The organism is Algorimicrobium bowmanii (assembly GCF_054031195.1).
In genome coordinates, this window is the sequence record NZ_CM132929.1 from 2,059,388 (window position 1) to 2,084,927 (window position 25,540).

The window sequence follows — 25,540 nt, forward strand, 5'->3', positions numbered from 1 at the left end:
CTTAAAATTTACACTATTAGCTATGGAGTATAAAATTCTTGAAGAATCTATAATTTTCGATGCACATTTCAAGATAAAACAAGCGAAAATTAAACACGACTTATTCAATTCCGGATCAATTGAAGTTACAAGGCTTAGTTTTGAACGTGGCAATTCGGTAGCCATTCTGCTTTATGAAAGCGACACAGATTCTTTTTTATTTACTAAACAGTTTCGGTATCCTACAATTACGAATGGTTCGGGTTGGATTTTAGAATTAACTGCAGGCTCACTTGAAGGCTCAGAATGTCCTGAATATCGAGTTTGCAAAGAGGTTGAAGAAGAAATAGGCTACCAAATTTCTGAGCCAGAATTAATAAGCACGTTTTTTGTATCTCACGGGGGTAGTTCTGAGCAAGTTCACTTGTACTACGCTACTGTAAAAAGCACAGATAAACTTTATAAAGGTGGCGGCATGCCATCGGAAAAAGAAGATATTCAATTGGTGAAAATCAAAAAATCGGAGCTTATAAAGCAATTTAAGGCTCACGAATTTCAAGACGCTAAAACACTTATTGCTATACAATGGTATTTAGCTAACAAAATCCAATAAACAAGACTATTTATAAAAATTATTAAATAAAAAAAGCTTCATAAATTATGAAGCTTTTTTTTATCATTAAAGACGTTATTAATTTATAATAAGCTTTTTCACTGCTTTCTTATGGTCTCCTATAAATTCAAGAACATACATACCAGAATTTAATGGAATAAACATATCTGAATTACCAAGTGTTAATGCTTTCTCATAAACTAACTTTCCATCCAAACTATATACTTTTAGCCCTTTATACTCTAAGTTATTAGAAACATTAAGCAATCCATTTGTTGGATTTGGGTAAATAGAAACAGTATTAAGTTTCGTTTCATCAACACTTAAAAAACCACAATCAACCGGATCGAAAGTAACAAGACCTAAAGAAGACATATCCGTTTCATGAACAATAACCGCCTCAGCATCAGCTAAAGTTATAGGCGCATTATCTTCATCCCAACAATTATTTAAAGCCCATATAGAGTTTGGCGTGTTATTATAAAGCGCATAAATTTCCCCGCCGTTTCCGTTATTAGAAAACACATTTTGACCATCATTTCCTGCCGTATCACCTAAGTTTATAGCAGCTTGTCCGATAACAGTAATACCCCATAAATTTCCACGAATTTGATTGCCACTAGCAATAACATCCATTCCTGCGGAACTTGTATTTAAGGATATACCAGAACCGCCTAAATTGGGTAAGTTTTGAGTATTATTATTTTCAATAATATTTCCACGTACATAGGCAAAAGAATTATTTCCTAGTATAGAAATACCATACCTGTTATCTCTTATTATATTATCATCAATAACCGCATTAATACTTCCTCCAACAAAATTAGAAATACCAATACCACCAACCATATCTAAATCACGATCACCTAAAATGGTATTTTGAACAATTTGAATTGGATCGGAATCCATAGTAGTCCCCATATTAATTTGCGGACGGTTTGCGTTTGCTTGATTATTACCCTCAATATAATTATTAAAAATATAAGGCGAAACAGCACTATTAGCTCCTGAGCTTATTGCTGGTGTTTCATTAAAAGAAATAGTATTATTCGTTATTTGAGGCATCCCTCTAGATAACGCAATAACACTACCTGTTGCAACTCCTGAAACATTGTTTGTAATAACACTATTATTAATTGTGAAAGTTTCTGTTAATACACGTAATCCACCACCATACTGAATAGTGGCATTTTGAATATTAATATCTGAAAACTCTTCAAAACGAAAGCCATCATAAGGCGCTGTTGGATCAATAGCTGTAAATGTTGCATGAGATGCCGTTACATGAAATGTTCCAAACACCGTCACACGAATATCGGCTCCTATTTCTAATGTTAAATCGGAATCTATTTCTAGAATATCCGTTGCCGAAATGGTTAAATCTTCAACCAAAGTATAGGTCGTTCCCGATACCGAAATGGTAGACGGACTAGCAGCGACAAGGTCGTCCAAACTATAAGTTAAACCCGTATCTGGAGTGGTATATTCTTGAGCGGAAACCAAACCTACAATACCGATTATTGCAAAAAAATTGAGTAAAAATTGTTTCATAAATTATTGTTTTAATTCTTGCTAAAATTAAAAAATAATACCCGAAAAGACTGTTAAAATAATTTGTTTGTAAACTTTCTGAACCTTACTAGAGCACTACAAACAGCTATTAGTTGTTAATGTTTTTTTAAACAAGCAGCTATTTTAACAAAAAAACCTTATACTATTATTACAATGAAACTTACTTATATTTTACTATTTCTTATGAGCGTAAACCAGGCCTATTCCCAAATAAAATTCCCAAAATCCATTGAGAAAGAGGTCCAAACAGCCCTTAGTTTTTACCCTAATTTACAGGATGTATCTATTGAAGTGTCGTTTAAGAAAAATATAAAAAAATCAACTATGCAAGCCCAACCAAAATTTAGCAGTTTGTTTAGGCTACGTAAAAACCGATCGTATGTTATTTTTATAAGTGAAAAGTTTAAAATTTCCGACCAATCATTCCTGACTAAAGATATTCCATCGGATATTTTAATTGGTTGGATTGGACATGAATTAGGACATATAATGGATTACCAAAACCGAAGTAACTTAAACCTTATTTGGTTTGGCATTCGCTATTTATTGTCCGATAATCATATCATTGAGGCGGAACGTGCTGCTGACACCTATGCTGTTTCGCAAGGTATGGAAGCTTATATTTTAAAGACTAAGAATTTTATATTGAATAATTCGGCTATAACACCTTCTTATAAATTACGTATAGAAAAATATTATTTATCACCGGAGGAAATTATGGAAATTGTAAATAAACGTGATGGCATAATTCCTGACGCGGCTATATCAGAGAAGTAACAAAGGTTTCCCATTTTTCAAATTTTGTTTCGTCCATAACACGTTCCATTTTTACCTGACCACCTTTTTTCTTATTAACAGCATTCCATTCATGGAAAACTTGAGGTTTTATTAATGTTACACGCACACCTTGTAGAGCTTTACTTCTAGCAACTCGGTAATTTTTATTGGCAGATTTCAAATAAGTATCAAGCGATTCGGCTAGCGCATCAGTATTCAAATTAGCATCAGTCCCTAAGTACCAACAATGGTAAAACTCATCATCTTCACATCGTTTCGCACAAATGGTATATTCCTTAATTTTAGTGCCAAATTCATTTTCTAAATGTAGCATGGCTTGATCCATCTTGTTTACCGATAATTGTGAACCAACTGTATTTAAGAAAAATTTGGTACGCCCAGTAATTTTTATTTCTGCGCGTTGAATGTTTGTAAATTCTATGGTGTCGCCTATTTCATAACGCCAAGCTCCGCTTACTGTACTAATAACAAGCACGTAATCCTGATGTAATTTTACATCCTTAAGGGAAATAGCAGGTGCATTTGAAACTAAAGAGCCATCTTCATTAATGTATTCGGGCTTAAAAGGAACAAATTCAAAAAAGATACCATTATCTGTAACTAACTGCATAGCATTCGTTTCAGGTCGGGACTGAAAAGCTATAAACCCTTCAGATGCCAAATACGTATCGATTATAGTAATTGGATGCCCTAATAAAGCGTTGAAACTTTTCTTATAAGGACTAAAAGCAACACCTCCCGAAGTATAAACCTGTAGGTTTGGCCAAATTTCATGAATATGATTTAAATTATGATAAGAAATTACTTTTTGCAACATCAATTCTATCCACGATGGAATACCACTTAAGGCTCCTATATCCCATTGCTCTGCATTTTCAGCAATATGTTGCACACGCTGATCCCAATCATCAATTTTAGCAATATCTTCACCTGGTTTATAATATCCTTTAAACCAAAATGGAATATTGCTAGCTGTAATACCACTAATTTCGCCTTCTAAATGGTTATTGTTTTCTTTTAAATTAGTTGAACTCCCTAACATCATAATTTCTTTCTCAAAAAAATCTGCTTCTAAGTCAAAATGCGTTAATGCAAAAACCTGATTAATCCCAGCTTGTTTTATAGCTTCTATCATGGCATCACTAACAGGAATTCGTTTGCTTGTTTTACCGGTTGTTCCTGAACTTAATGCAAAGTAATTAGGTTTTCCAGGCCAGGAAATATCACTTTGACTTTCATGAAGTTTTGACCACCATTCAGAATGCATTTTATCATAATAAAAATAAGGAATTAGTGAAGAGAAAGTATCATAGGGATCATTAGATGTTAATATAGTCTGAAACTCATAGTGTTTACCGAATGCCGTATTTTTAGCAGTTTCCATTAAACTTTTAAGCACTTGCTCCTGATTTGAAACCGGATTTGAGTTTGATGTAAACGTATCTTTAATATCAATAACACCTTTAATAATATTTCCAAGTATAGCCATAATGCCTAATCTATTTTTAATTTATAATCAGTTCTAGGCAAAATAAAATAAAGCTAGCCGTATAGATATCTCATTAGGAAAAATAACGATCCCTATCCGTTTTATTCCACAAAAAAACCATCACGAATATGAAACACGTGATGGTTCTATTTTTTTTGATTTTAATCTGCGTATTTATTCTTTTAAAATACTAGTTGTATACTGTCCGTCTGCACTTAATAATTTCAAAATATAACTTCCTGATACAAGTTTAGATAGCGGTAGTTGAAATTGTAACGCGTTTGGGGTTTCACGAAGCACAATTTGACCAAGCATATTGTAAATTTCCACCTGTTGTATTGGTTTTTTATATGAAATATTTAATCTGTTTTGAACTGGAACCGGATAGACTGCAAGTGCATCTTTCTGAAAAGTATCTACACTTAAAGGTGAAATATTTACAGTAAAGTCTAAAGCCTGTCCATACCCTGGATACACACCTACTCCAAAAGGATTAAAGGCTATAGCACACGGATCAACCTCAGCTGCAGAATCTGGGTCCGTATAAGTTTTTGTAATCCGTACACGAGTTTCTCCTAATAAAGCTGTTGAAGGCACCGTTATATCTAACGCAACTGAAACACCGTCAGAACCATTTGTATTAAATAAAGTTCCTATAGCATAAACTTCACCTGCATCATCCAAAACATTATTCTGGTTCCAATCTATAAAAGCAACAATATCAGTATCAAATCCTCCATACGTGTTACCACTAACAGATAAATTATAACTATTAGATAAAGCAACATTAGCTGTGCTCGTTGTTTTATCTATCAATACATTTACGACATCAGTATTAACTATATTGGTCCCTGCAAAATTTACAGCAGATATTTCTTCTACAGATACATCATCTATATCTGCAATATCACAATAAGGACTCGGAAACGTTTGAGCTTGTACACCCAAAGATAATAGTCCCAAAATAAAAGTAATTTTTCTCATAATCTTTAATTTTAATTGACATACAAGGTACCAAATAAATAAGGAAAGATTAAATTTCTTCCTAGTATTAACATAACCACACTTAATCATGTATTTATGATATGGTAAATATTGTGTTTTAACCATTATAAATAAAAACTCAGTTTTTCAGTTCAGAAAAAAAGTTACTTAAAAACAGCTTCGAAAGCTCTATACTTAGTCTGTTTTCTTAGACAAACACACCATAAACAACTTATATTATGAAACTTAAAGCAAAGCATATAATTTCCTTTATTTTACGAATACACAGAATAATTTAACCGTTTACCGAATTTATTTTATAACAGCAGCCTCTTCTGTTATTTTTGAATTACCCCTAAATAGTCCCCTCAATTAATAGCTAGTATAGAAAAACTTGCGCATTCATAAAATTATGACTGTTGCAATTATATAGATATCTCTAAAATCAACCAATGCTATGAATAAAACGACATACTATTTGCTATTGATACTTTTTGTATTAATTGGAGTTTCTGGATTTTCAAAACCGATGCCTATAAACGGCTACCCACAAACTATATCGGATTTTAACAACCCTTTTAGTAACTATATTTCATTACGACCTGGTTTTAACGAAACAAGAGCACCACAGGTTAATTGTATCAACTATACATTATATTTAGATAGTTCAGGAAATGCAACCTTAATGCCTTCACAAGTTGAAGATGGTACCTATAGTGGTAATGCTCTTTATGATTTAAGTTTAAGTCAAACAGTTTTTGATTGCTATGACTTAGGACCGAATACAGTAACACTAACTCTGACAGAAATAAGCGATGGCACAACCTCTACTTGTAACGCTACTGTAACCGTAGAAGGTAACATTGCTGCAAATATAACGCCATTACCTGATATTCATAATGAATGCATTGTAACTAGTTTAACAACCCCAAGTGCTACAGATAATTGTGGAAGCATAGTTGGTGTCACTAACGATGCTAGCTTACCTATTACAACACAAGGGACAACCATCGTGACATGGACTTTTTCAGATAGTTTTGGAAATGTCTCCACACAAACACAAAATGTAATTATTGACGATACTACACCTCCTGATACTCCAACCCTTGACGATGTAACAGGACAATGTTCTGCTACCGCTACAGTTCCAACTACAACGGATAACTGTGGAGCCACAATTACAGGTACAACTTCCGATCCTTTAACTTATAATACGCAAGGTACTCATGTTATTACATGGACTTTTGATGATGGAAACGGAAACACATCTACGCAAACGCAAAATGTGGTTATTGATGATACTACGGCTCCTGATACTCCAACCCTTGACGATGTAACAGGACAATGTTCTGCTACCGCTACAATTCCAACTACAACGGATAACTGTGGAGCCACAATTACAGGTACAACTTCCGATCCTTTAACTTATAATACACAAGGTACTCATGTTATTACATGGACTTTTGATGATGGTAACGGACAATTTATTAACGTCAATCAAAATGTAATTATTGACGATACTACACCTCCTGATACTCCAACCCTTGACGATGTAACAGGACAATGTTCTGCTAGCGCTACAGTTCCAACTACAACGGATAACTGTGGAGCCACAATTACAGGTACAACTTCCGATCCTTTAACTTATAATACACAAGGTACTCATGTTATTACATGGACTTTTGATGATGGTAACGGACAATCTATTAACGTCAATCAAAATGTAATTATCGACGATACTACTCTGCCTGATACTCCAACCCTTGACGATGTAACAGGACAATGTTCTGCTACCGCTACAGTTCCAACTACAACGGATAACTGTGGAGCCACAATTACAGGTACAACTTCCGATCCTTTAACTTATAATACGCAAGGTACTCATGTTATTACATGGACTTTTGATGATGGTAACGGACAATTTATTAACGTCAATCAAAATGTAATTATTGACGATACTACACCTCCTGATACTCCAACCCTTGACGATGTAACAGGACAATGTTCTGCTACCGCTACAATTCCAACTACAACGGATAACTGTGGAGCCACAATTACAGGTACAACTTCCGATCCTTTAACTTATAATACACAAGGTACTCATGTTATTACATGGACTTTTGATGATGGTAACGGACAATTTATTAACGTCAATCAAAATGTAATTATCGACGATACTACTCTGCCTGATATTCCAACCCTTGACGATGTAACAGGACAATGTTCTGCTACCGCTACAGTTCCAACTACAACGGATAACTGTGGAGCCACAATTACAGGTACAACTTCCGATCCTTTAACTTATAATACACAAGGTACTCATGTTATTACATGGACTTTTGATGATGGTAACGGAAACACCTCTACTCAAACGCAAAATGTGGTTATTGATGATAATACGGCTCCTATTATTACGCTAAATGGTTCAGCAAACATGACAGTAGAAGCTTGTGACACATATACAGAACTTGGAGCAACAGCAACTGATAACTGTTCTGCTATTGGTCCTGTAATTATTGGTGGTGATACCGTTGACACTTCTACTATTGGTGTTTATAGCGTAACGTATAATATTACCGACCCTCAAGGTAATGTAGCTACTCAACTAATTCGAACTGTAAACGTTGTTGATACCACTGCTCCCATAATTACTCTTGGTGGTCCTAATCCACAAATTGTAGATGCATGTGATTCCTATTTAGAGTTAGGAGCAACAGCCTTCGATCCGTGTTTTGGTGATATTTCAGGAAGTATTATTATCGATGCATCTGCCGTTATCCCTAATACTGTTGGTTCTTACAGTGTAACTTATATTGTAATGGATGTAAACGGTAATTCTGCTGCTGAAGTTATAAGAGTTGTTAACGTAGTTGATGCCTCAACACCAACTGCTGCGTGCCAAAATATTACAATACAATTGGATGCTTCAGGAAACGCTACAATTACTACTGCTGATATAGACAATGGCTCCTCTGATAGTTGTGGTATTGCTTCAATGTCTATAAGTCAAGATACTTTTGACTGTTCACATATTGGTGTAAACAACGTTACACTTACTGTTACAGATAATAATGGTAATGTGAGTACTTGTGAATCTACCGTTACTGTTGAAGACATTATAGACCCAAATGCTATATGTCAAGATATAACACTACAGCTTGATGCTTCTGGAAATGCCTCTTTAGTTGCTGCAGACATAGATAATGGATCTAATGATGTCTGCTCTACTGTTACACTCGATGCATCTCAAACAAGTTTTGATTGTAGCCATATAGGTAGCAATGCCGTTACACTTACTGTTACAGATGCTAACGGAAATACTAGCTCTTGTGTTGCTACGGTAATGGTTCAAGATAATTTAGCTCCAACAGTTTCAAGTTTATCTGATATTACAGTTGGGTGTTCATCCGATTTCCCTTTACCAGATGAAAGCACGGTTACTGTAACAGACAACTGTACTTACACAGTAATTCACTTATCTGATGTTTCTGATGGTAACACCAATCCAGAAACCATTATTAGAACCTATGAGGTTACAGATGACGGTGGTAATACCGTTACTGTTTCGCAAAACATTATAATTAACTACAATGTTACACCTTTTATATCAAACGATTACCAAGTAACTACTTGTAGTGGCGATACAGCAAGTATTGTGTTATCTAATGGCGTTGATGGAAATATCATTCCTATAGGTACTACATACTCTTGGGGCTTACCTGTTATCTCTGGTGGAATAACTGGAGCTACAGTTGGAAACAATGCATCCGGATTTTCACAAACACTTACAAATACTTCAAACGCACCACAAACAGCAACATATACTGTTTCTGCTGGCCTAGGAACCTGTACACCTTCTACTTTTGAGGTTGTTGTTACTGTTAACCCTACTCCAACATTAACAGCACTACCAGCTTCGCAGCCTAATGTATGTAATGGCAATGCAATAGATCCCATAACATTAACAAACCCTAACAATATTAGCGGTGTTAGCTACAGTTATACAAGAACCAACAATACAAACCTTACGGGAACCTTAACTATAAGTGGTAACTCCATAACAGGAACCTTAAACAACACTACAAATAGTCCTCAAACAACAAATATAACTATAATAGCTACAGCAAACGGATGCCAATCCGTACCTGAAACTGTAAGCATAACAGTTAATCCAACTCCCGTTGCTGTTGCAACACCTACAACTCAGGATATATGTAGTGGAGATACAGCTACCATAAACCTAAGTATTTTGCCTGCCTTAACAGGTACAACAACGTATAGTTGGACAAGAACAAATACAACTAATGTAACAGGCACAACAAGTCAAACCAACATTTCAGGACCTATTAGCGTTAACCTAACCAATACAACAACTACTACGCAAACAACAACATTTGAAATAACTGCAAATACAAATGGTTGTAGTAGCGTTGTTACTTATGTGGACGTTACAGTTTATGCTCCTTTAAGCGACACTTTTGTAATTGGTGATTCTCAAGACGTTTGTAATGGTCGAAATCCGGCAGATATACAAATATCCGTTGCACCAACAGGAGGTTCTGGTAGCTTTAATTATCAATGGCAAGAATATGATAACGATAATAATACTTGGATAGATATACCTAATGCTAATAACCCTGTGTATACGCCACCTAATGTGGCCAATAGATATCAACTTATAATATCAGATCAAGCATGTACGAGTAATACATCGACTTCAAACGAAGTTATTATTAATTACAATGGAGATATAGGAGGGCTTTCTGATTATATCAATGCCGGTTTATCAATTTCAAATGCTCCAAATACCGGGTATTGTGATGGTGACGAAATTCGACCAACATTTAAAATAAATCATACAAGACTCTCTACTATAACATTTAGTTTTTCTTATGATGCTACTTACGTTTCCACTGATCATGATGTTATGAATGTAACTCCTGTTAATAGAGTCTACTGGTTATTTGGGTTCATACCCATCCCATATAGGAGTTCAACATTAAATAATGTTCCTTTTACATTACATAATCCTGGTAACTCCACTGTAACAACTCAAATAAATGTAACCCCCTATTATAATGTAGGTAATCAGACCCCTTGTAGTGCAGATTCAGAGGTTATTAATGTCACCATCCACCCAACACCTAATGCAACTACAACAATTGTAAATCCAACAATTTGTAGTGGCTCAAGTCCTGGGATTACTGTTGATGGTAATATTACAGATAACGACATGCAGTTTAATTGGTCAATACCTACCATTACGGGTATTACATCTTCTGTAGGAAACTCTGGAACCATAACTACAAGTGGAGGAACTACAGGAATTAACACTTTCGATATTCCAGGTACATTAACAAATAGCTCCAATAGCCCAATAGATGTTATTTACACCATTACACCATTGGCAACAACTACACCAAGTTGTCCTGGAACACCGTTTGATGTAACTGTAACAGTCTTACCGACAGTTAATGGCGGTACAATAAGTACAGACCAAGTGGTGTGTTCTGGAGATATGCCAACAGTTTTAACGGGTAATGCATCTAGCTTACAACCATCTGGATCAGTTTCTTACCAATGGGAAATAAGCACCGATAATGTAAATTTCTCCCCTATTAGTGGTGCTACCTCACAAAACTATACTCCTACCTCAAGTATTACAAGCGTAACTCATTACAGACGAACAGTTGTTTATACTTATAATGGGGTTACTTGTACAGGCGCTAGTAATGTTATTACAATTACACCTAATGCTACAACTGCTGGAACTATTGGTTCCAACCAAACAGTTTGTTCGGGCACAATACCTGCCACACTAACAAATACGGCATCAGCAACGGCATCAGCTTCTGGAAGTAGCATATCTTATTTGTGGGAAAGCGCTCCAACTGCTTCCGGGCCATGGAGTTCTACTGGAGTAACAACTTCGGATTATCCTTTTAGCGCCGCTTTAACAACCACCACATTTTACAGACGTGTGGCTACTATAACAAATGGAAGTTCTTCTTGTATAACTTACTCTAACGTGATAACTATTTTTGTTAACAACATAGATATCAATAGTTTAAATTCAAACCAGACGGTTTGTAGTAATGTTAGACCAAGCACGCTTTCTGTTTCCGCCAGCGGTTTTGGAATTTTATCATATCAATGGCAACAGAGTAACAGCGTTTCTGGCCCATGGAGCAACATTGGCGCCAACCAAGCTACATATACACCTCCAATACTAACGCAAACAATGTATTATCAGGTAATAATAACCTCTACAAATGGAGGTTCGGTTTGTTCGGAAACTAGTAGTACATTAACCGTTATAGTTAATCCATACGTGGTGGCAGATGCGGGCTCAGATGTAGACTATTCTACATCAAACTGTGGTGCAACAAGTGTAACCTTAAATGCTACAAACCCAACAGGTCAATGGACTGTAACTTCTGGACAATCGGCAGCAACTTACACTTTTAGTGATATAAATAATCCGAATGCAACATTCACTGGCGAATTAGACGAAACCTATACTTTAGAGTGGCAAGTTACAAATACATCGCCATGTCCAAACACTAGCGATACAATTAATATTACATTTGCTAGCTGTGGCGATTTTATAGATTTTGATGGTGTTAATGATTATGTAGATTTATCTGACAGTTATGATTTTTCCAGTGATTTTAGTTTGGAACTCTGGGTTAAACGTCAATCAACATCAAACTCAATTGAAACGCTATTATCTAAACGTGATGTAACAAACCCTACATCCGGATATGAATTAACATTAAATAATGGTACTGTTAATTTTACATCAAATAACAACAGTCCTATTGTTTCAAGTATTGGTATAACTAATACTAGATGGCATCATGTAGCATTAACTTATATTTCTGGAACCTACACTATATATATAGATGGCATTAATGCAGGTTCTGCTACAGGAAGTACACCAAGTGCAAATAGTTTCAGTAGCTTAATTGGAGCTTCTGGTAATAGTTCTGGAGAACCAACCAAATACTTTAATGGTGCACTAGACGAAGTACGTTTTTGGAACATCGGCCTAAATGAAAATCAAATTAGATTTATGATGAACCAAGAAATTGAGATGAATGGTAGCACTATTCATGGCACTGTTATACCACTGGAAGTTAATGGTCTGTCTTGGAGTAATTTGGTTGGGTACTACCAAATGAATCAGAGTTCTGATATTACTGGTGGTAACTTAATAGCTATAAAAGGAACTGATGGTCTTCTACGTAATATTTCAACAAATCAGCCTGAAACAGCTCCTTTACCATACATAAGTGTTAATAATGGGGTTTGGAATACTAATAATACCTGGCTATACGGTAGCGATCAAGTTACACCTAATACCAACGGTATGAATTGGAATATTGTTAGAACACAACACAATATTACATCTGGTAATAGAGCAACTGCCCTTCTTGGATTAGTTGTAGACAACAACAAGTATACAATTGACAATGATCAATTACTAAATGTTACACGTTACCTTAAAATTGATGGCATACTAGACCTAGAAGGCGAGTCGCAACTCATACAACCAGAAAACAGTATTGTAGATTACACTGGAACTGGTAAATTAGAACGTGACCAACAAGGTACTAGTAATGAATTTAATTACAACTACTGGGGAAGCCCAGTAACTAATGTCGGTCCTACTCGAGTTTTTGCTTTAGGCTCTATACTTTATGATGGTTCTAACCCTGTAAACTGGACAACGAGCTACGATGCTCCAGGAACATCTAACCCAGTAACATTAAGTAATCGTTGGCTATATACATATAACGATGCCGATGGCTCTATAAGTCAATGGAACCGATTTAATGAAACCTCAAATATAGATATTGGATTAGGTTTCACCATGAAAGGTAGTGGCTTAGGTACACCAGATCAAAATTATACTTTTTCTGGACAACCAAATAACGGTCTGATTACCATAGGTATCAGTAGCGATATGGAAACCTTAATTGGAAACCCATATCCATCAGCAATAGATGCGAATACTTTTATTATGGATAACCAGTCAGCTACATTAGATGGTACACTTACATTTTGGGAACAAGCTCCAAGTAGTACATCGCATGTATTGGCTGACTATTTGGGACGATATTCGTATTATAATTTATCTGGAGGGTTGCCAGCTGCAACTATCCCATCAGAAATTGGTGGCTCTGGTGATGCCTTAAAACTACCACGTCGTTATATTCCGGTAGCTCAAGGTTTCTTTGTTAAAGCCGATAGTGATGGTGGAACTTTACAGTTTAATAATAACCAACGTATCTTTAAAAAAGAATCATTAGGCGAATCTATATTTTTTAGATCGGATGAAAATAATATTACAAACTATAATGCTTTCCGAGATGAAAGTACCCAAAATAGTATTCAGCGCGTTCGTTTGGCGTATAAAGGTCCTGAGGGAGATGAGAGACATTTACTTCTAGCCTTCACTCCTAACAATGCTGCTACAGAGGGCATTGACTATGGTTATGATGGTTTAAATTCGGAATATTTAGCAAGCGATATGTCCTTCATCATTGAAGATGATAAATATGTTATTCAAGGCGTAGGTGCATTCGATGAGGAAAACACGTACCCTGTAACCATTGATATGGGAGTAACAGGACAAGCAGAAATAGCGGTTACCGATTTAGAAAATTTTGATACGGATCCAGATGTATATGTCTACGACTCGTTAATAGGAACCTACACACGTATTAATGTGTCACCTTACCAAATAACGTTAGATGCAGGTACACATGCTAATCGCTTTTATATTGTATTCCAACCAGATAACACTTTAGATGTTACAACCGAAACATATCCTGATGTTATTGTAAACTATCTCAATGATACCAATCAGATATATATTAACTTACCAAATAGTATGCATATCAAGCAAGTATACTTGGTTAATATGCTAGGACAAACTGTAAAATCTTGGAATAGCACAAATGCTCCTCTTTCACAAGAATGTCGTATTCCGGTACGTTTAATCTCAGAAGGTAATTACATTATAAAAGTCCAAACTTTAGATAATCATACAATTACTAAGAAAATAGTGGTAAAACAACACTAAAATTTTAGCAACTTATTACTATGATAAGCGAGTTCTTTTAGATATAAAGAGCTCGCTTTTTTTATATCACAATTAAAAAAAATGCCATACAATATGAATAATACGTAACTATATTCAACTTAAAAACAATATTTTATTACAACTAAAGCTTCATGCATAAAGATAAAATTACAGCACTTTATAAGAAAAAACCTTCAATTTTATGTATTTCATCGATTTTTAATGCATTTTACAGATTAACACCAAAAACTATTTTATATTTAAATCCCAAATCTTACTAACATTCTTTTTTAACCCCAAATTAAAATGAAGAACTTAACCTACCTATCTATTAGTCTACTGTTTGTATGCCTATTTTTAGTAAACCCTATTTCGGCTACTAACAATGATCAAGCATTAGCATTTAATCAACCACAATTAGTACGTATCGATTTTACAACACCTCAAGGCTATGTACGTCAAATTCTATTAGGCTTCACTCCCGACAATGCTGCTTCAGATGGCGTTGACTATGGTTATGATGCCATTAATGCACAAAATTTACCAGATGATTTAAATTGGATGATTAACGATCAGCGATACATTATTCAAGGTGTTGGTGCTTTCGATTCTTCAAAAGTATATCCATTAGGAATGTTTTTATCAAACTCCGGAGATGTTAAAATTGAATTGAACAACTTACAATATTTCGACTCCCCTATTGATGTTTATCTCTATGATGCTGAAAATAACACCCATACACTTTTAAACGAAACTGATTTCGAACTAACCATGAACGAAGGTGATTATCTAGAGCGATTTTTTATAACCTTTTCCAGTCCATTAACAATACAAGGTATTGGTACTGCTGATGAATCACTTTCCGTTGATGAAACATCCTTAAACGAAACTTCTATTAGCTATCTACGTAATAGTAAAACATTACTTTGTAAATCCAACCAGACTATTACACACATAGAAATTTATAACATTCTAGGTAAACGTATTGAATACATAGGAAATATTAATAAAAGAGATTTTAGTATGCCTATCCCATCTTCTAAAGAACGATACGGGATCTTAAGAATTTATACAACAGAAGGTTTAACAAGTAAGAAAATCATCTTCTAAAGGATTAAATTATTTTAGTTAGATTATCAACCTAGTAAGTGCTACTTACTAGGTTTTTTTTTACCCCCCCTTAATTCCATCACTTTCAACCTATTAAAATATTCTTTTTTTATATTTTTTTATTCTTCATAAAATGTTTGCCTCCCCAATATATATAAGGGATTTCACATAATTCATTAAAAGCAAACGTGTATTTCGTCGAGCTTTTTTGCATTTCACGGATATTTTAGTTGAAATAAATTCTATATTAGCATCACTATAACCAACCAAATCAAAACATTATGAAACAATCCTACTTAAGCTTAATTAAAAAAAGCACGCTCATTTTATGCTTTTTAGGTTTTAGTTTGTTACACGCTCAAACAGATGCGCAAGGCTTAGCCAATCGTTATTTAAATGATAAAGGCGAAGTAACATTTAGTTTTCAAATAAATAACACTACAGAACTAGATGCACTTACCTCTAAAGTTTCTATATTAAACTACAATCCAGATACACGCACCGTATATGCTTGGGCAAATACCACGCAATTTAGAGAGTTTGAAAGAACGAATAGAAACTATCAAATTAATCCAACTGACAATGAATTTAGTGGTATAGTAATGTCTAACGAATTGCCATATAACCAAAATAGAGATGCCTATCCGCTTACTTTTCCTTTAACCGCTTACCCTACCTATGCCGATTATGCTTCACAAATGCAAGAGTTTGTAAATAACCACCCAGATATTTGTGAATTAGTAGATATTGGTGGCACAACTGAAGGAAGTACAGGAGGTAATAAGCGTCTGTTATTTATAAAATTATCTGATAATATTGGTACAGAAGAAGCAGAACCTAAAGTTATGTATACTTCTTCTATTCATGGTGATGAGATTACAGGTTACCCACTAATGCTTAATTTAATTAATTACTTTATTACAGCATATAAAGATAACGGACACTCAGATCATACACGAATAAAAAATTTAATTGATAATTCTGAAGTTTGGATTAACCCTATGGCAAATCCAGATGGTACCTATTACAACAATGCATCAAATACATCAGTAGCCAATGCAAGACGTGCCAATGCCAATGGGTTAGATTTAAACAGGAACTACCCAGATAATGTTAACGGCCCCCACTCTAATGGACATAGTGCTTATGAGTTGGAAACACAACATTTTGTATTAGCAGCAAACTTTCATGGAGGTATTGAAGTTGTAAATTACCCTTGGGATAATACGTATAACAGACACGCCGATGATGATTGGTTTATACAAGTTTCTCGTGAATTTGCTGACAACTCCCAAGCAAATGGTCCAAATGGTTATATGGACGATCTAGATGATGGGATAACACACGGCGCCGATTGGTATCGTGTTTTTGGAGGGCGACAAGATTATATGAATTACACACACCAATGTAAAGAGATTACTATAGAATTATCCAACACCAAATTAATTCCTGCAAACCAATTGGTTAATCATTGGAACTATAATCGTGAAGCTTTTATTGAATATTTAATACAAGGTATTTATGGTTTTCAAGGAAAAATTAAAGATGCCATTATAGGAGAACCTCTTGAAGCTACTGTTAAGTTAATTGGCCACGATGCTGTAAATTCACACACCATAAGCACTTTGCCTCATGGCGATTTTTACAGACCCGTTTACGCTGGAACTTATGATATTTTAATTGAAGCAGACTGCTATCAACCCATTACGCTTAGTAATCAAACTATAGCTAACTACCAAACGGTAACTCTAGGAGATATTCAACTTACACCACTTACACTAACAGTACCTGATAATTTAAACACAACAAATACAACTAGCTTTACTACCGATGCTGCATGGACAGTTACAACGGTTGATAATTATGATTTAAGATACCGAGAACTAGCAACCTCTACATGGACAGAAATATCAAACGTTAGTAATCCCTATACTATTACAGGTTTATCTCCAAATACAACTTATGAATTTGAAGTTAAATCGTATTGTCGGCCTAATAGTTCGGCCTATAGTATAGCTGAACAATTTACTACCGCAACACTTGCTCCTTGTACTGGAAGCTCGGTATCTACGTTCCCATATGTAGAAACTTTTGATTCAGGATTGGGACTTTGGACACAAGGGGAAAATGATATTCCGGGAAATAATTATGAAGATTGGACATTAAATTCTGGATCAACACCTTCTAGCGCAACGGGACCAAATGACGATTTTACTGGAAACGGTAATTATATTTACACCGAGGCTTCTAACTCCAATAGTACATCCAATATTGGTCAAAATGTAACTGTAACCCTTATAAGTCCTTGTTTTGATTTAACAGGGTATGAAGATGCTAATTTTTCTTTTTACTACCATATGTTTGGAGCACATATGGGCAGTCTTTCTGTAGAAATCAGTCTCGACAATGGAACCACATGGAATCAATTAGATGCCGCAGGTAATACCGTTATAGATACACCTATACTTGACGGAGAACAACAAAATTACGAAAGCGCTCCATGGTTAGAGCAAACAATAAATTTAAGCAGTTACGATAATCAAATTTTTAAATTACGTCTCTCAGGTACAACAGGACAAAATTATTTGAGTGATATAGCAGTAGATCAACTTAGTTTAACTGCAAATGAAATAACCTTCTCAGCTCCACCTACGGCTATTTGTCAGAATCTAACTGTTCAGTTAGACCACACTGGAAACGCAACTATATCAGCAGCAGACATTGATAATGGTTCTACCGATGATGATCAAATAATATCTTATGATATTGATATCGATTCTTTCAACTGTAGTAATGTTGGCTCTCCAATAAATGTAACCTTAACGGTTACAGATGCCGATGCTCAAACAGATACTTGTACAGCTATTGTGACCGTTAATAGCCCCGAAGCACCAGTAGCTATTAATTGTTGGGATAATTACGTTTATAATACAGAAAACTGTATATGGGAAAACCAAGGAACTCAACCTGATGCTCCAACAATAACTTGTTGGCAAACCACAACTTTTAATGCCACAACCTGCTCATGGGATATTACTAATGATGGAGATACACAAGACCCTGTATGTAGTTCACAAAATATTTCTGTTGAACTAGACATCTATGGAAGTGCTACAATTACGGCTAACCAAATAGATATGGGCTCATCAGATGATTGCGGCATAGCTTCAATTACAGTAAGTCCTGAAACATTCAACACGGGTAACATTGGCTTGAATAACGTAACTTTAACAGTAACGGATTTTAGTGGGAATTCATCACAATGCACAGCTGTCGTAACGGTTTCGGAATATACGCTCGGTGCAGAAACCTTTAATACAGATAATTTAAGTATACAGCCCAACCCATTTAATAATTATATAGAAATTAGTTTTCCAAAAGCGCTAAAAGAAGCCAAATACGATATAAAATTATTTGATATTAATGGAAGAGTTCTTTTTGAGAAAATCATTTCGGAAACATCAGAAAAAATAAGATTAACTGAATTAAACAACCTACAACAAGGCACTTATTTCATTAAAGTTTCCAATCAAAAAACAGGTGAAACTTTAATTAAAAAACTACTAAAATATTAAACTAGTTTACGGGTAGACCAAAGAGATTTACCCGTAAACTAAAAATTAATTCAACTTTCATAAAATGCATTTCGTCGACTTTATTTGCATTTCATAGATTAATGATTTATATTTAAAAACATTAAGTTGTTAATATTAAAACAATTACCCCCAAGTCCTAAAATTTCCAATAATGAAATACCTAACCTACCCTACTAAAGGATATGCATTTTGTATAGCCATTCTTTTGATTTCGAGTTTTGCATATGCTCAGGATTTTAATGTGCAACACATACAAGATAACATAGCAAAAACTGGTGGTTCTAACACTTCTTTTACTCCAGTATCTTCCACTAATAACGCAATAGCGCTTCCAAACAACAATAGAAAAACAAGTGCAGGTAGAAATGGCTCTTCTACAAATCTTAGTGGAGACGACCTAGCAGGAGCTAGAGTTTTAACAGGAACTAATACTTTAACTTATTACAGACAGTCTGGTTCTGTAAACACAAACATGCGTTTTAATACTTCAATTTGGGAGTATATTGGCCCTAGCGCTGGAGATAATGAAATGATAGTAAGAGGACGTTACGCTATAAACCTTAATGGAACTTCGAATAACACTACACAAGCAATTACTGGTATAACCAATGCTAAAAAATGTATTCCTTTTATTACAGGAATTATGAATAATACAAATAGTGAAGATGCAGATTCTGGTACTGCTATTGCTTATTTAGAAAACAACAATACTTTAAGAGTTTTAAAAGGTTCTAATGCTAATAACGTAACTGTTTATATTACTCTTGTAGAATTCACAGGAAGTAATTGGACAGTATTACATGGAGATTCTGGAAGTGTTTCTACTGATACGGGAACAATAAATTTAAAAAATAATTCTGACGGAACAGGTACTAATACCAATGTAAGTGCATGGAGTAATGCTATCATTTTTAGTCAACACATAGGAGATACAAATGCTAGCGGAACTAATGATGCCATAGCAGATAACTGGCCAAAAATGGATCCTGGAAACAATGATAGAACTGTAGATTGGACCTTTAATGGACATCATGATTCTGCAGGAACTAACAGACAATTTGTTCACATACTAACTAATAGCAATTTAAATGTAACTAGATACCAAAATTATTCTAGCGCAGCAGGAGAATCTACTATAAACATAACATCTGCTGGTTTAACAGATATAAATCAAGCTCTTATTGTTGGTTCTTCTACCTCAAGTGGTACTGGTACTGCTTATGCTAGAGGTTGGCGTAATTACTATCTAAACTCTACAACAGAAGCAGCACACTGGTCACACAGAAGCGGAAACACGATGGCACATGAAATACAAATTGTAGATTTATCAGGTTTAACATCAAGCACTACTCCTGCGTATTGCTCTTCAAATGGTTATGATACAAGTGATGAATATATAGGAAACGTTCAACTAAATACTATAAATAATTCTTCTGGAGTAGGTACAACTAGTACAGGATATTCTGACTTTACAGCAATATCAACAACATTAAACCAAAATAGCACAGAAACTATTACTATTACTCCAACTTGGACTGGAGGAAGTTTTAGTGAAGGATATTCCGTTTGGATTGACTATAACCAAGATTTAGATTTTAATGATTTTGGGGAACAGGTTGCTACAATAGCACCTACAAACGATAGTCCTGTTTCTGCTACTTTTACTATTCCTAATACAGCTTCCCTTGGTAGTACAAGAATGCGTATAAGTATGAAGTTTTATAGTACACCTACAGATCCTTGTGAATCTTTTAGTTTTGGTGAAGTAGAAGATTATACTATTAATATAACAAGCGGAACACCACAACCTGAAATTAATGTCACAGGTTCTGGTGTTAGCATTACATCTAATGATACAACGCCAAACACAATAGATGACACCGATTTTGGCTCAATAAATGGAGGTTCTAACCTAGACCATACATTTACAATTCATAATGATGGAACGAGTACATTAAATTTAACAGGGGGTTCTCCTTTGGTTGATATATCCGGAAATGCGGCTTTTAGTGTTGTTACACAACCAAGTAGCAACAGTATAGCTCCTGGGGGCAGTCTTGAATTTGTTGTTCGATTTTCTCCTACAGTTTCTGGAATAGTTACAGCTAACTTATCCATAAATAATGATGATAGTAATGAAAACCCATACACTTTTAGGGTTCAAGGAACTGGTGTTATAGATATTACTGAAGGTCCTGGCGGTGTTACTAACGATTTGGCTTTATGGCTAAAAGGTACTAATGGCTTGGGCTATACTAATGGGCAATCCGTTTCGTTATGGGCCGATCAAGGTCGTGGTTCCAACGCCACTGTTAATACTCCTGGACAAGAGCCAACATACTACGACACTCCTACTCAAAATGTAAACTTCAATCCGGTTGTGGCATTTGATAATACATATGCTACTTATAGTCTAGATGATGATTACTCTTTTGATAATACAAACACTCAATTTTTGGAAGGAAATTCAGGACTATATACTCAAGATATTTTTATTGTATTAATCCCAGACGATACACCTATTAATGATTCTTTTGGTTTTATGGATACATTCTGCGGAGATGCAGATATAACAACAAACGCAACAGATGCTACCGGTATTGGTATGGGAAACTATACAGATCGTGTGGATAGTGAAAGTATCTGCTTTGCTATTAGCACCTACGATTCTACTATAGAAAATAATGGGTATGCCGTTTATGATCAAAATACAACATATGATAATGTAGGTATTATTAACGCCAGAAATAATAGTAGTGCCTCACGTCAAGAGTTGTTTTATAATGCTAACAATATAGAATATGGTCAAAACGATTTGGCTGCATTCGTTAATGTTAACGACTCTAGATATTGGATTGGCCGAAGTGAAGGGTGGGAAGCAACTTTAAATGCAAGAATATGTGAAATAATCACCTACTCATCAAGAAAAGACGATGTCAATCTAACTCAAGAACGCAACCGTATACAATCGTATCTAGCCATTAAATACGGTATCACTTTAGGCACAAATGGTGTCTCTCAGGATTATGTTGATAGCGATGGTAATATCATATGGGATGCAAACACAGGAACACCTGCTGAAGATGTTTTTAATTATGATATTGCTGGTATTGGCCGTGATGATGCTTCCAATTTACTTCAAAAACAATCTCGAAGTGTTAACAATGCTCTCGATGGTGGCTCACGGTCACAAGGCGTTTTAACAATGGGCATAGGTAATCTTGCTGATACCAATAACCTAAACACAAATACTGAATTTGAAGATAAAGAATTTTTAGTTTGGGGGAATAATGGTGTGGATTTAGATGAACCAGCTTTAGTGGTTGATGTTGATATGAGTACAAATTTAAGTTCTCCGATTGCTGGTGGGACACACGTACAGTTTAATGGAATTGCTAGAACATGGAAAGTTGTTGAACACGTTGATCCTTTTAAAGACATACCAGAAGTAGAAGTTGCGATTCTTAAGAGTGCTGTAAGAACAGCTACACCTCCAAATGGCCGTTACCTTATGTTTATTTCCGATACGCCTAATTTTGACCCGACTGCCGATTATAGAGTTATGACTGAAGATACCAATGAGTTAGGTGAAACTATATTGAAAACAAAATACGATTTTAATGGCACAAAATACATCACTTTTGGTTGGGCTCCAGAACGCACCTACAAGAGATCGGTATATTTTAATGGTAGCTCGAATTATGTAGATATGGAAGATGCGCTAGATGTAAACCCGACTGCTTTTACTATTTCTGCCTGGATAAAACGAGACACAAACTCACTTAACAAATCAATAGCATCTAAACGTGATGCATCGTTTAGCGAAGGTTACGATATAAAAATAAATAGTTCTGGTCAGCTTGAAGCTTTATGGAAAACGCTTTCAGGAACCATACAAACAACTGTTTCAAATACCATTATTCCTGAAAATGTATGGCATCAAATTGCCGTAATCTATCAAGGAGGTACTACTAACTTGTATATTGACGGTGTGTTAGATAAACAAGAGGCTAAAACGGCACCAAATAACACCAGTCATTCCTTTTTTATAGGCGCTGCCTCCAAATTAGCTCCACAAGCTTTTTTTAATGGTAATATTGATGAGGTTCGTGTATGGAATACAGCTTTAACAGTCGATCAATTACGCTATATCATGAATCAAGAAATTCAAAATAACTCAGGTTTTGTTGGTGGGTCTTATTTTATTAGCAAAGGAGTCTCCCCTACAAAAAACGATATAGCAACAATTCCATGGTCTAGTTTAGCGGGATATTATCCGATGTCAACTTATACCTACACCAACACTAAAGATGAATCTGGGAATAACAATCAGGGTGCTTTAAGAACTTTAAGAACTGTAGACAAGCAAACAGCACCACTACCCTATATTTCTAACTCAAATACCGCTTGGAGTTTAAATTCTACTTGGTTTAATGGGCACCAACAAACAATTCCTGGAGCCAACGCTTTGGTTGACAATACTCAAACTGTGAATTGGAATATTGTAGAAACCAATCATAATATAAGTATGGACAATGGTTCTTTAGCATCCGCAAATAATGGAAACAGAAATCTTCTTGCGTTATTCTTAGAAACAAATACATTAACTGTTGAGGGTGATAATACAGCCGACACAGGAAATGGTTTAACAATCACCCACTATTTTAATTTAAATGGTAAATTAGATTTAGAAGGTGAATCGCAATTAGTACAAACCTTAGATAGCGATTTAAATGTTGGTAGTACCGCTTTACTTGAAAAAGATCAACAAGGAACACGTGATTTATACACCTATAACTACTGGAGTGCTCCGGTAGGTTTCACTAGTGGCAGTACAATTAATAACTATAGTTACACCTTAAATAATAACATATTGAAAGACGGAACATCCTCTTCTACCCCTAGAAACATCACCTTTGTAGGCGGATATGATGGTTCTAATAGTGGTAGTAATATTGAAATTGCTCATTATTGGATATGGAAATTCAATAATCGTTTAACTGATGATTATGCTTCTTGGCAACACATACGAAATACAGGGACTTTATTAGCAGGTGAAGGTTTTACCATGAAAGGCGTAACCGACACGAGAGGTAGTGTTAATTTGGAACAAAACTATGTATTTCAAGGGAAACCAAATAATGGAGATGTTTCATTGCCTATAAATGCCGGTAATGAATACTTGATAGGTAACCCTTACCCATCCGCTATAGATGCAAACCAATTTATAACAGACCACGGCCCTATTGTTTTTGGTACGGTAACCGACCCAACCATAAGCGGTACATTATATTTTTGGGAACATTGGGGAGGAAGCTCTCACGTTTTATCTGAATATCAAGGTGGTTATGCTACTTATAATTTTTCAGGTGGTGCACCAGCAGCCTCTTTAGGTTCTAACGATCCTGATGTTGGCACCGGAGGAGCTCCTACAAAACTTCCTGGACGCTATATCCCAGTTGGACAAGGGTTCTTTATAGCTAGTGAAACTACAGGAAATATAATTTTCAATAATGGTCAACGTAAATTTCAAGTAGAAAATGGTTCCGCATCTGTATTTATTAGAGACGAAGCTTATCAAGCGAACACTGTAGATTTACGAATGAAAATTCGATTAGGATTTAATTCAGTAAATACCATTCATAGACAAATACTAGTTACCGCTGACCAAAGGGCATCAATTGAATATGATTGGGGTTTTGACGGCTTACTAAACGAAGAGCAAATGGATGAAATGTCTTGGGTAATTAATTCCGATAATTATTCCATTCAAGGTGTAGATACTTTCAGCGAGAATACCATACTACCATTATATTTAAAAACAAGCGATGATGGGTTAAATACCATCATTATAGATAGTTTAGAAAACATCCCTGATGACTTAGATATTTTTGTACATGATGTGGAGTTAGATATATACCATGACTTACGAACAGATGGCGGTTATGAAATATACTTAACAGCTAATGAATACCCTAATCGTTTTGAAATAACATTTACAGATGAAAATGCTTTAAGTACTGATGTATTTGTTGAATCGGATAACATTCAAATATACTTTGAAAACACAACAAGAAACATCATTATTCATAATCCTAATTTGCTTAATTTAAAAGCTGCTGAAATGTATACAATTTTGGGGCAAACATTAATTAGAATAGACAATTTAGAAACTACTAATTATCATGAAATACCGATAACAAATTTGAGTGTTGGTACTTATATTTTAAAAATAGAAACATTGGATGGTAGCCTGATAACCAAAAAAGTTTTGGTGAAATAAACACTAACTTACACATAAAAAAAAG

Annotated in this window: 9 protein-coding genes; 6 read left to right on the forward strand and 3 right to left on the reverse strand. The window is 35.1% G+C overall.

Features of this window, described 5'->3' with window-relative positions:
• Nucleotides 1-22 precede the first annotated feature (22 nt).
• Nucleotides 23-592, forward strand: coding sequence for an NUDIX domain-containing protein (locus ACW5R3_RS09130; protein WP_456576704.1), 570 nt, complete (start codon nucleotides 23-25; stop codon nucleotides 590-592).
• Nucleotides 593-670: 78 nt separating this feature from the next.
• Here the strand turns inward: ACW5R3_RS09130 and ACW5R3_RS09135 are convergent, their stop codons facing one another.
• Entirely contained in the window at nucleotides 671-2,143 is a 1,473-nt protein-coding gene (locus tag ACW5R3_RS09135) for a T9SS type A sorting domain-containing protein (protein ID WP_456576705.1), read from the reverse strand.
• Nucleotides 2,144-2,347: 204 nt separating this feature from the next.
• Between ACW5R3_RS09135 and ACW5R3_RS09140 the strand changes: the two genes are divergently transcribed.
• On the forward strand, nucleotides 2,348-2,941 hold the full coding sequence (locus tag ACW5R3_RS09140; RefSeq protein WP_456576706.1) for a hypothetical protein: 594 nt from the start codon (nucleotides 2,348-2,350) through the stop codon (nucleotides 2,939-2,941).
• Here ACW5R3_RS09140 and ACW5R3_RS09145 read toward each other — a convergent pair.
• Nucleotides 2,925-4,451, reverse strand: coding sequence for a GH3 family domain-containing protein (locus ACW5R3_RS09145; RefSeq protein WP_456576707.1), 1,527 nt, complete (start codon nucleotides 4,449-4,451; stop codon nucleotides 2,925-2,927). The two genes, ACW5R3_RS09140 and ACW5R3_RS09145, sit on opposite strands and share 17 nt — an antisense overlap.
• Nucleotides 4,452-4,625: 174 nt before the next feature.
• Nucleotides 4,626-5,435 carry a T9SS type A sorting domain-containing protein gene (locus tag ACW5R3_RS09150; protein WP_456576708.1) on the reverse strand — a complete coding sequence of 270 codons (810 nt, stop codon included), beginning with the start codon at nucleotides 5,433-5,435 and terminating at the stop codon, nucleotides 4,626-4,628.
• 457 nt (nucleotides 5,436-5,892) lie between these two features.
• Between ACW5R3_RS09150 and ACW5R3_RS09155 the strand changes: the two genes are divergently transcribed.
• From ACW5R3_RS09155 to ACW5R3_RS09170, 4 genes are all read left to right on the forward strand, one after another.
• The gene (locus tag ACW5R3_RS09155) at nucleotides 5,893-14,526 is read left to right on the forward strand and encodes a LamG-like jellyroll fold domain-containing protein (protein WP_456576709.1); all 8,634 of its coding nucleotides are present in this window, start codon (nucleotides 5,893-5,895) and stop codon (nucleotides 14,524-14,526) included.
• A 306-nt stretch (nucleotides 14,527-14,832) separates the two neighbouring features.
• Nucleotides 14,833-15,636: a hypothetical protein gene (locus ACW5R3_RS09160; protein ID WP_456576710.1), complete on the forward strand. Its 804-nt coding sequence runs from the start codon at nucleotides 14,833-14,835 to the stop codon at nucleotides 15,634-15,636.
• Nucleotides 15,637-15,917: 281 nt separating this feature from the next.
• Nucleotides 15,918-19,211: a M14 family zinc carboxypeptidase gene (locus ACW5R3_RS09165; RefSeq protein WP_456576711.1), complete on the forward strand. Its 3,294-nt coding sequence runs from the start codon at nucleotides 15,918-15,920 to the stop codon at nucleotides 19,209-19,211.
• A gap of 172 nt (nucleotides 19,212-19,383) precedes the next feature.
• A complete protein-coding gene (locus ACW5R3_RS09170) occupies nucleotides 19,384-25,515 on the forward strand; it encodes a LamG-like jellyroll fold domain-containing protein (protein ID WP_456576712.1) in 6,132 nt (2,043 codons plus the stop codon).
• Nucleotides 25,516-25,540 lie beyond the last annotated feature (25 nt).

Coding starts and splice junctions, on each gene's coding strand:
- ACW5R3_RS09130 (WP_456576704.1), top strand. CDS start 23: ATGGAGTATAAAATTCTTGAAGAATCTATAATTTTCGATGCACATTTC.
- ACW5R3_RS09135 (WP_456576705.1), bottom strand. CDS start 2,143: ATGAAACAATTTTTACTCAATTTTTTTGCAATAATCGGTATTGTAGGT.
- ACW5R3_RS09140 (WP_456576706.1), top strand. CDS start 2,348: ATGAGCGTAAACCAGGCCTATTCCCAAATAAAATTCCCAAAATCCATT.
- ACW5R3_RS09145 (WP_456576707.1), bottom strand. CDS start 4,451: ATGGCTATACTTGGAAATATTATTAAAGGTGTTATTGATATTAAAGAT.
- ACW5R3_RS09150 (WP_456576708.1), bottom strand. CDS start 5,435: ATGAGAAAAATTACTTTTATTTTGGGACTATTATCTTTGGGTGTACAA.
- ACW5R3_RS09155 (WP_456576709.1), top strand. CDS start 5,893: ATGAATAAAACGACATACTATTTGCTATTGATACTTTTTGTATTAATT.
- ACW5R3_RS09160 (WP_456576710.1), top strand. CDS start 14,833: ATGAAGAACTTAACCTACCTATCTATTAGTCTACTGTTTGTATGCCTA.
- ACW5R3_RS09165 (WP_456576711.1), top strand. CDS start 15,918: ATGAAACAATCCTACTTAAGCTTAATTAAAAAAAGCACGCTCATTTTA.
- ACW5R3_RS09170 (WP_456576712.1), top strand. CDS start 19,384: ATGAAATACCTAACCTACCCTACTAAAGGATATGCATTTTGTATAGCC.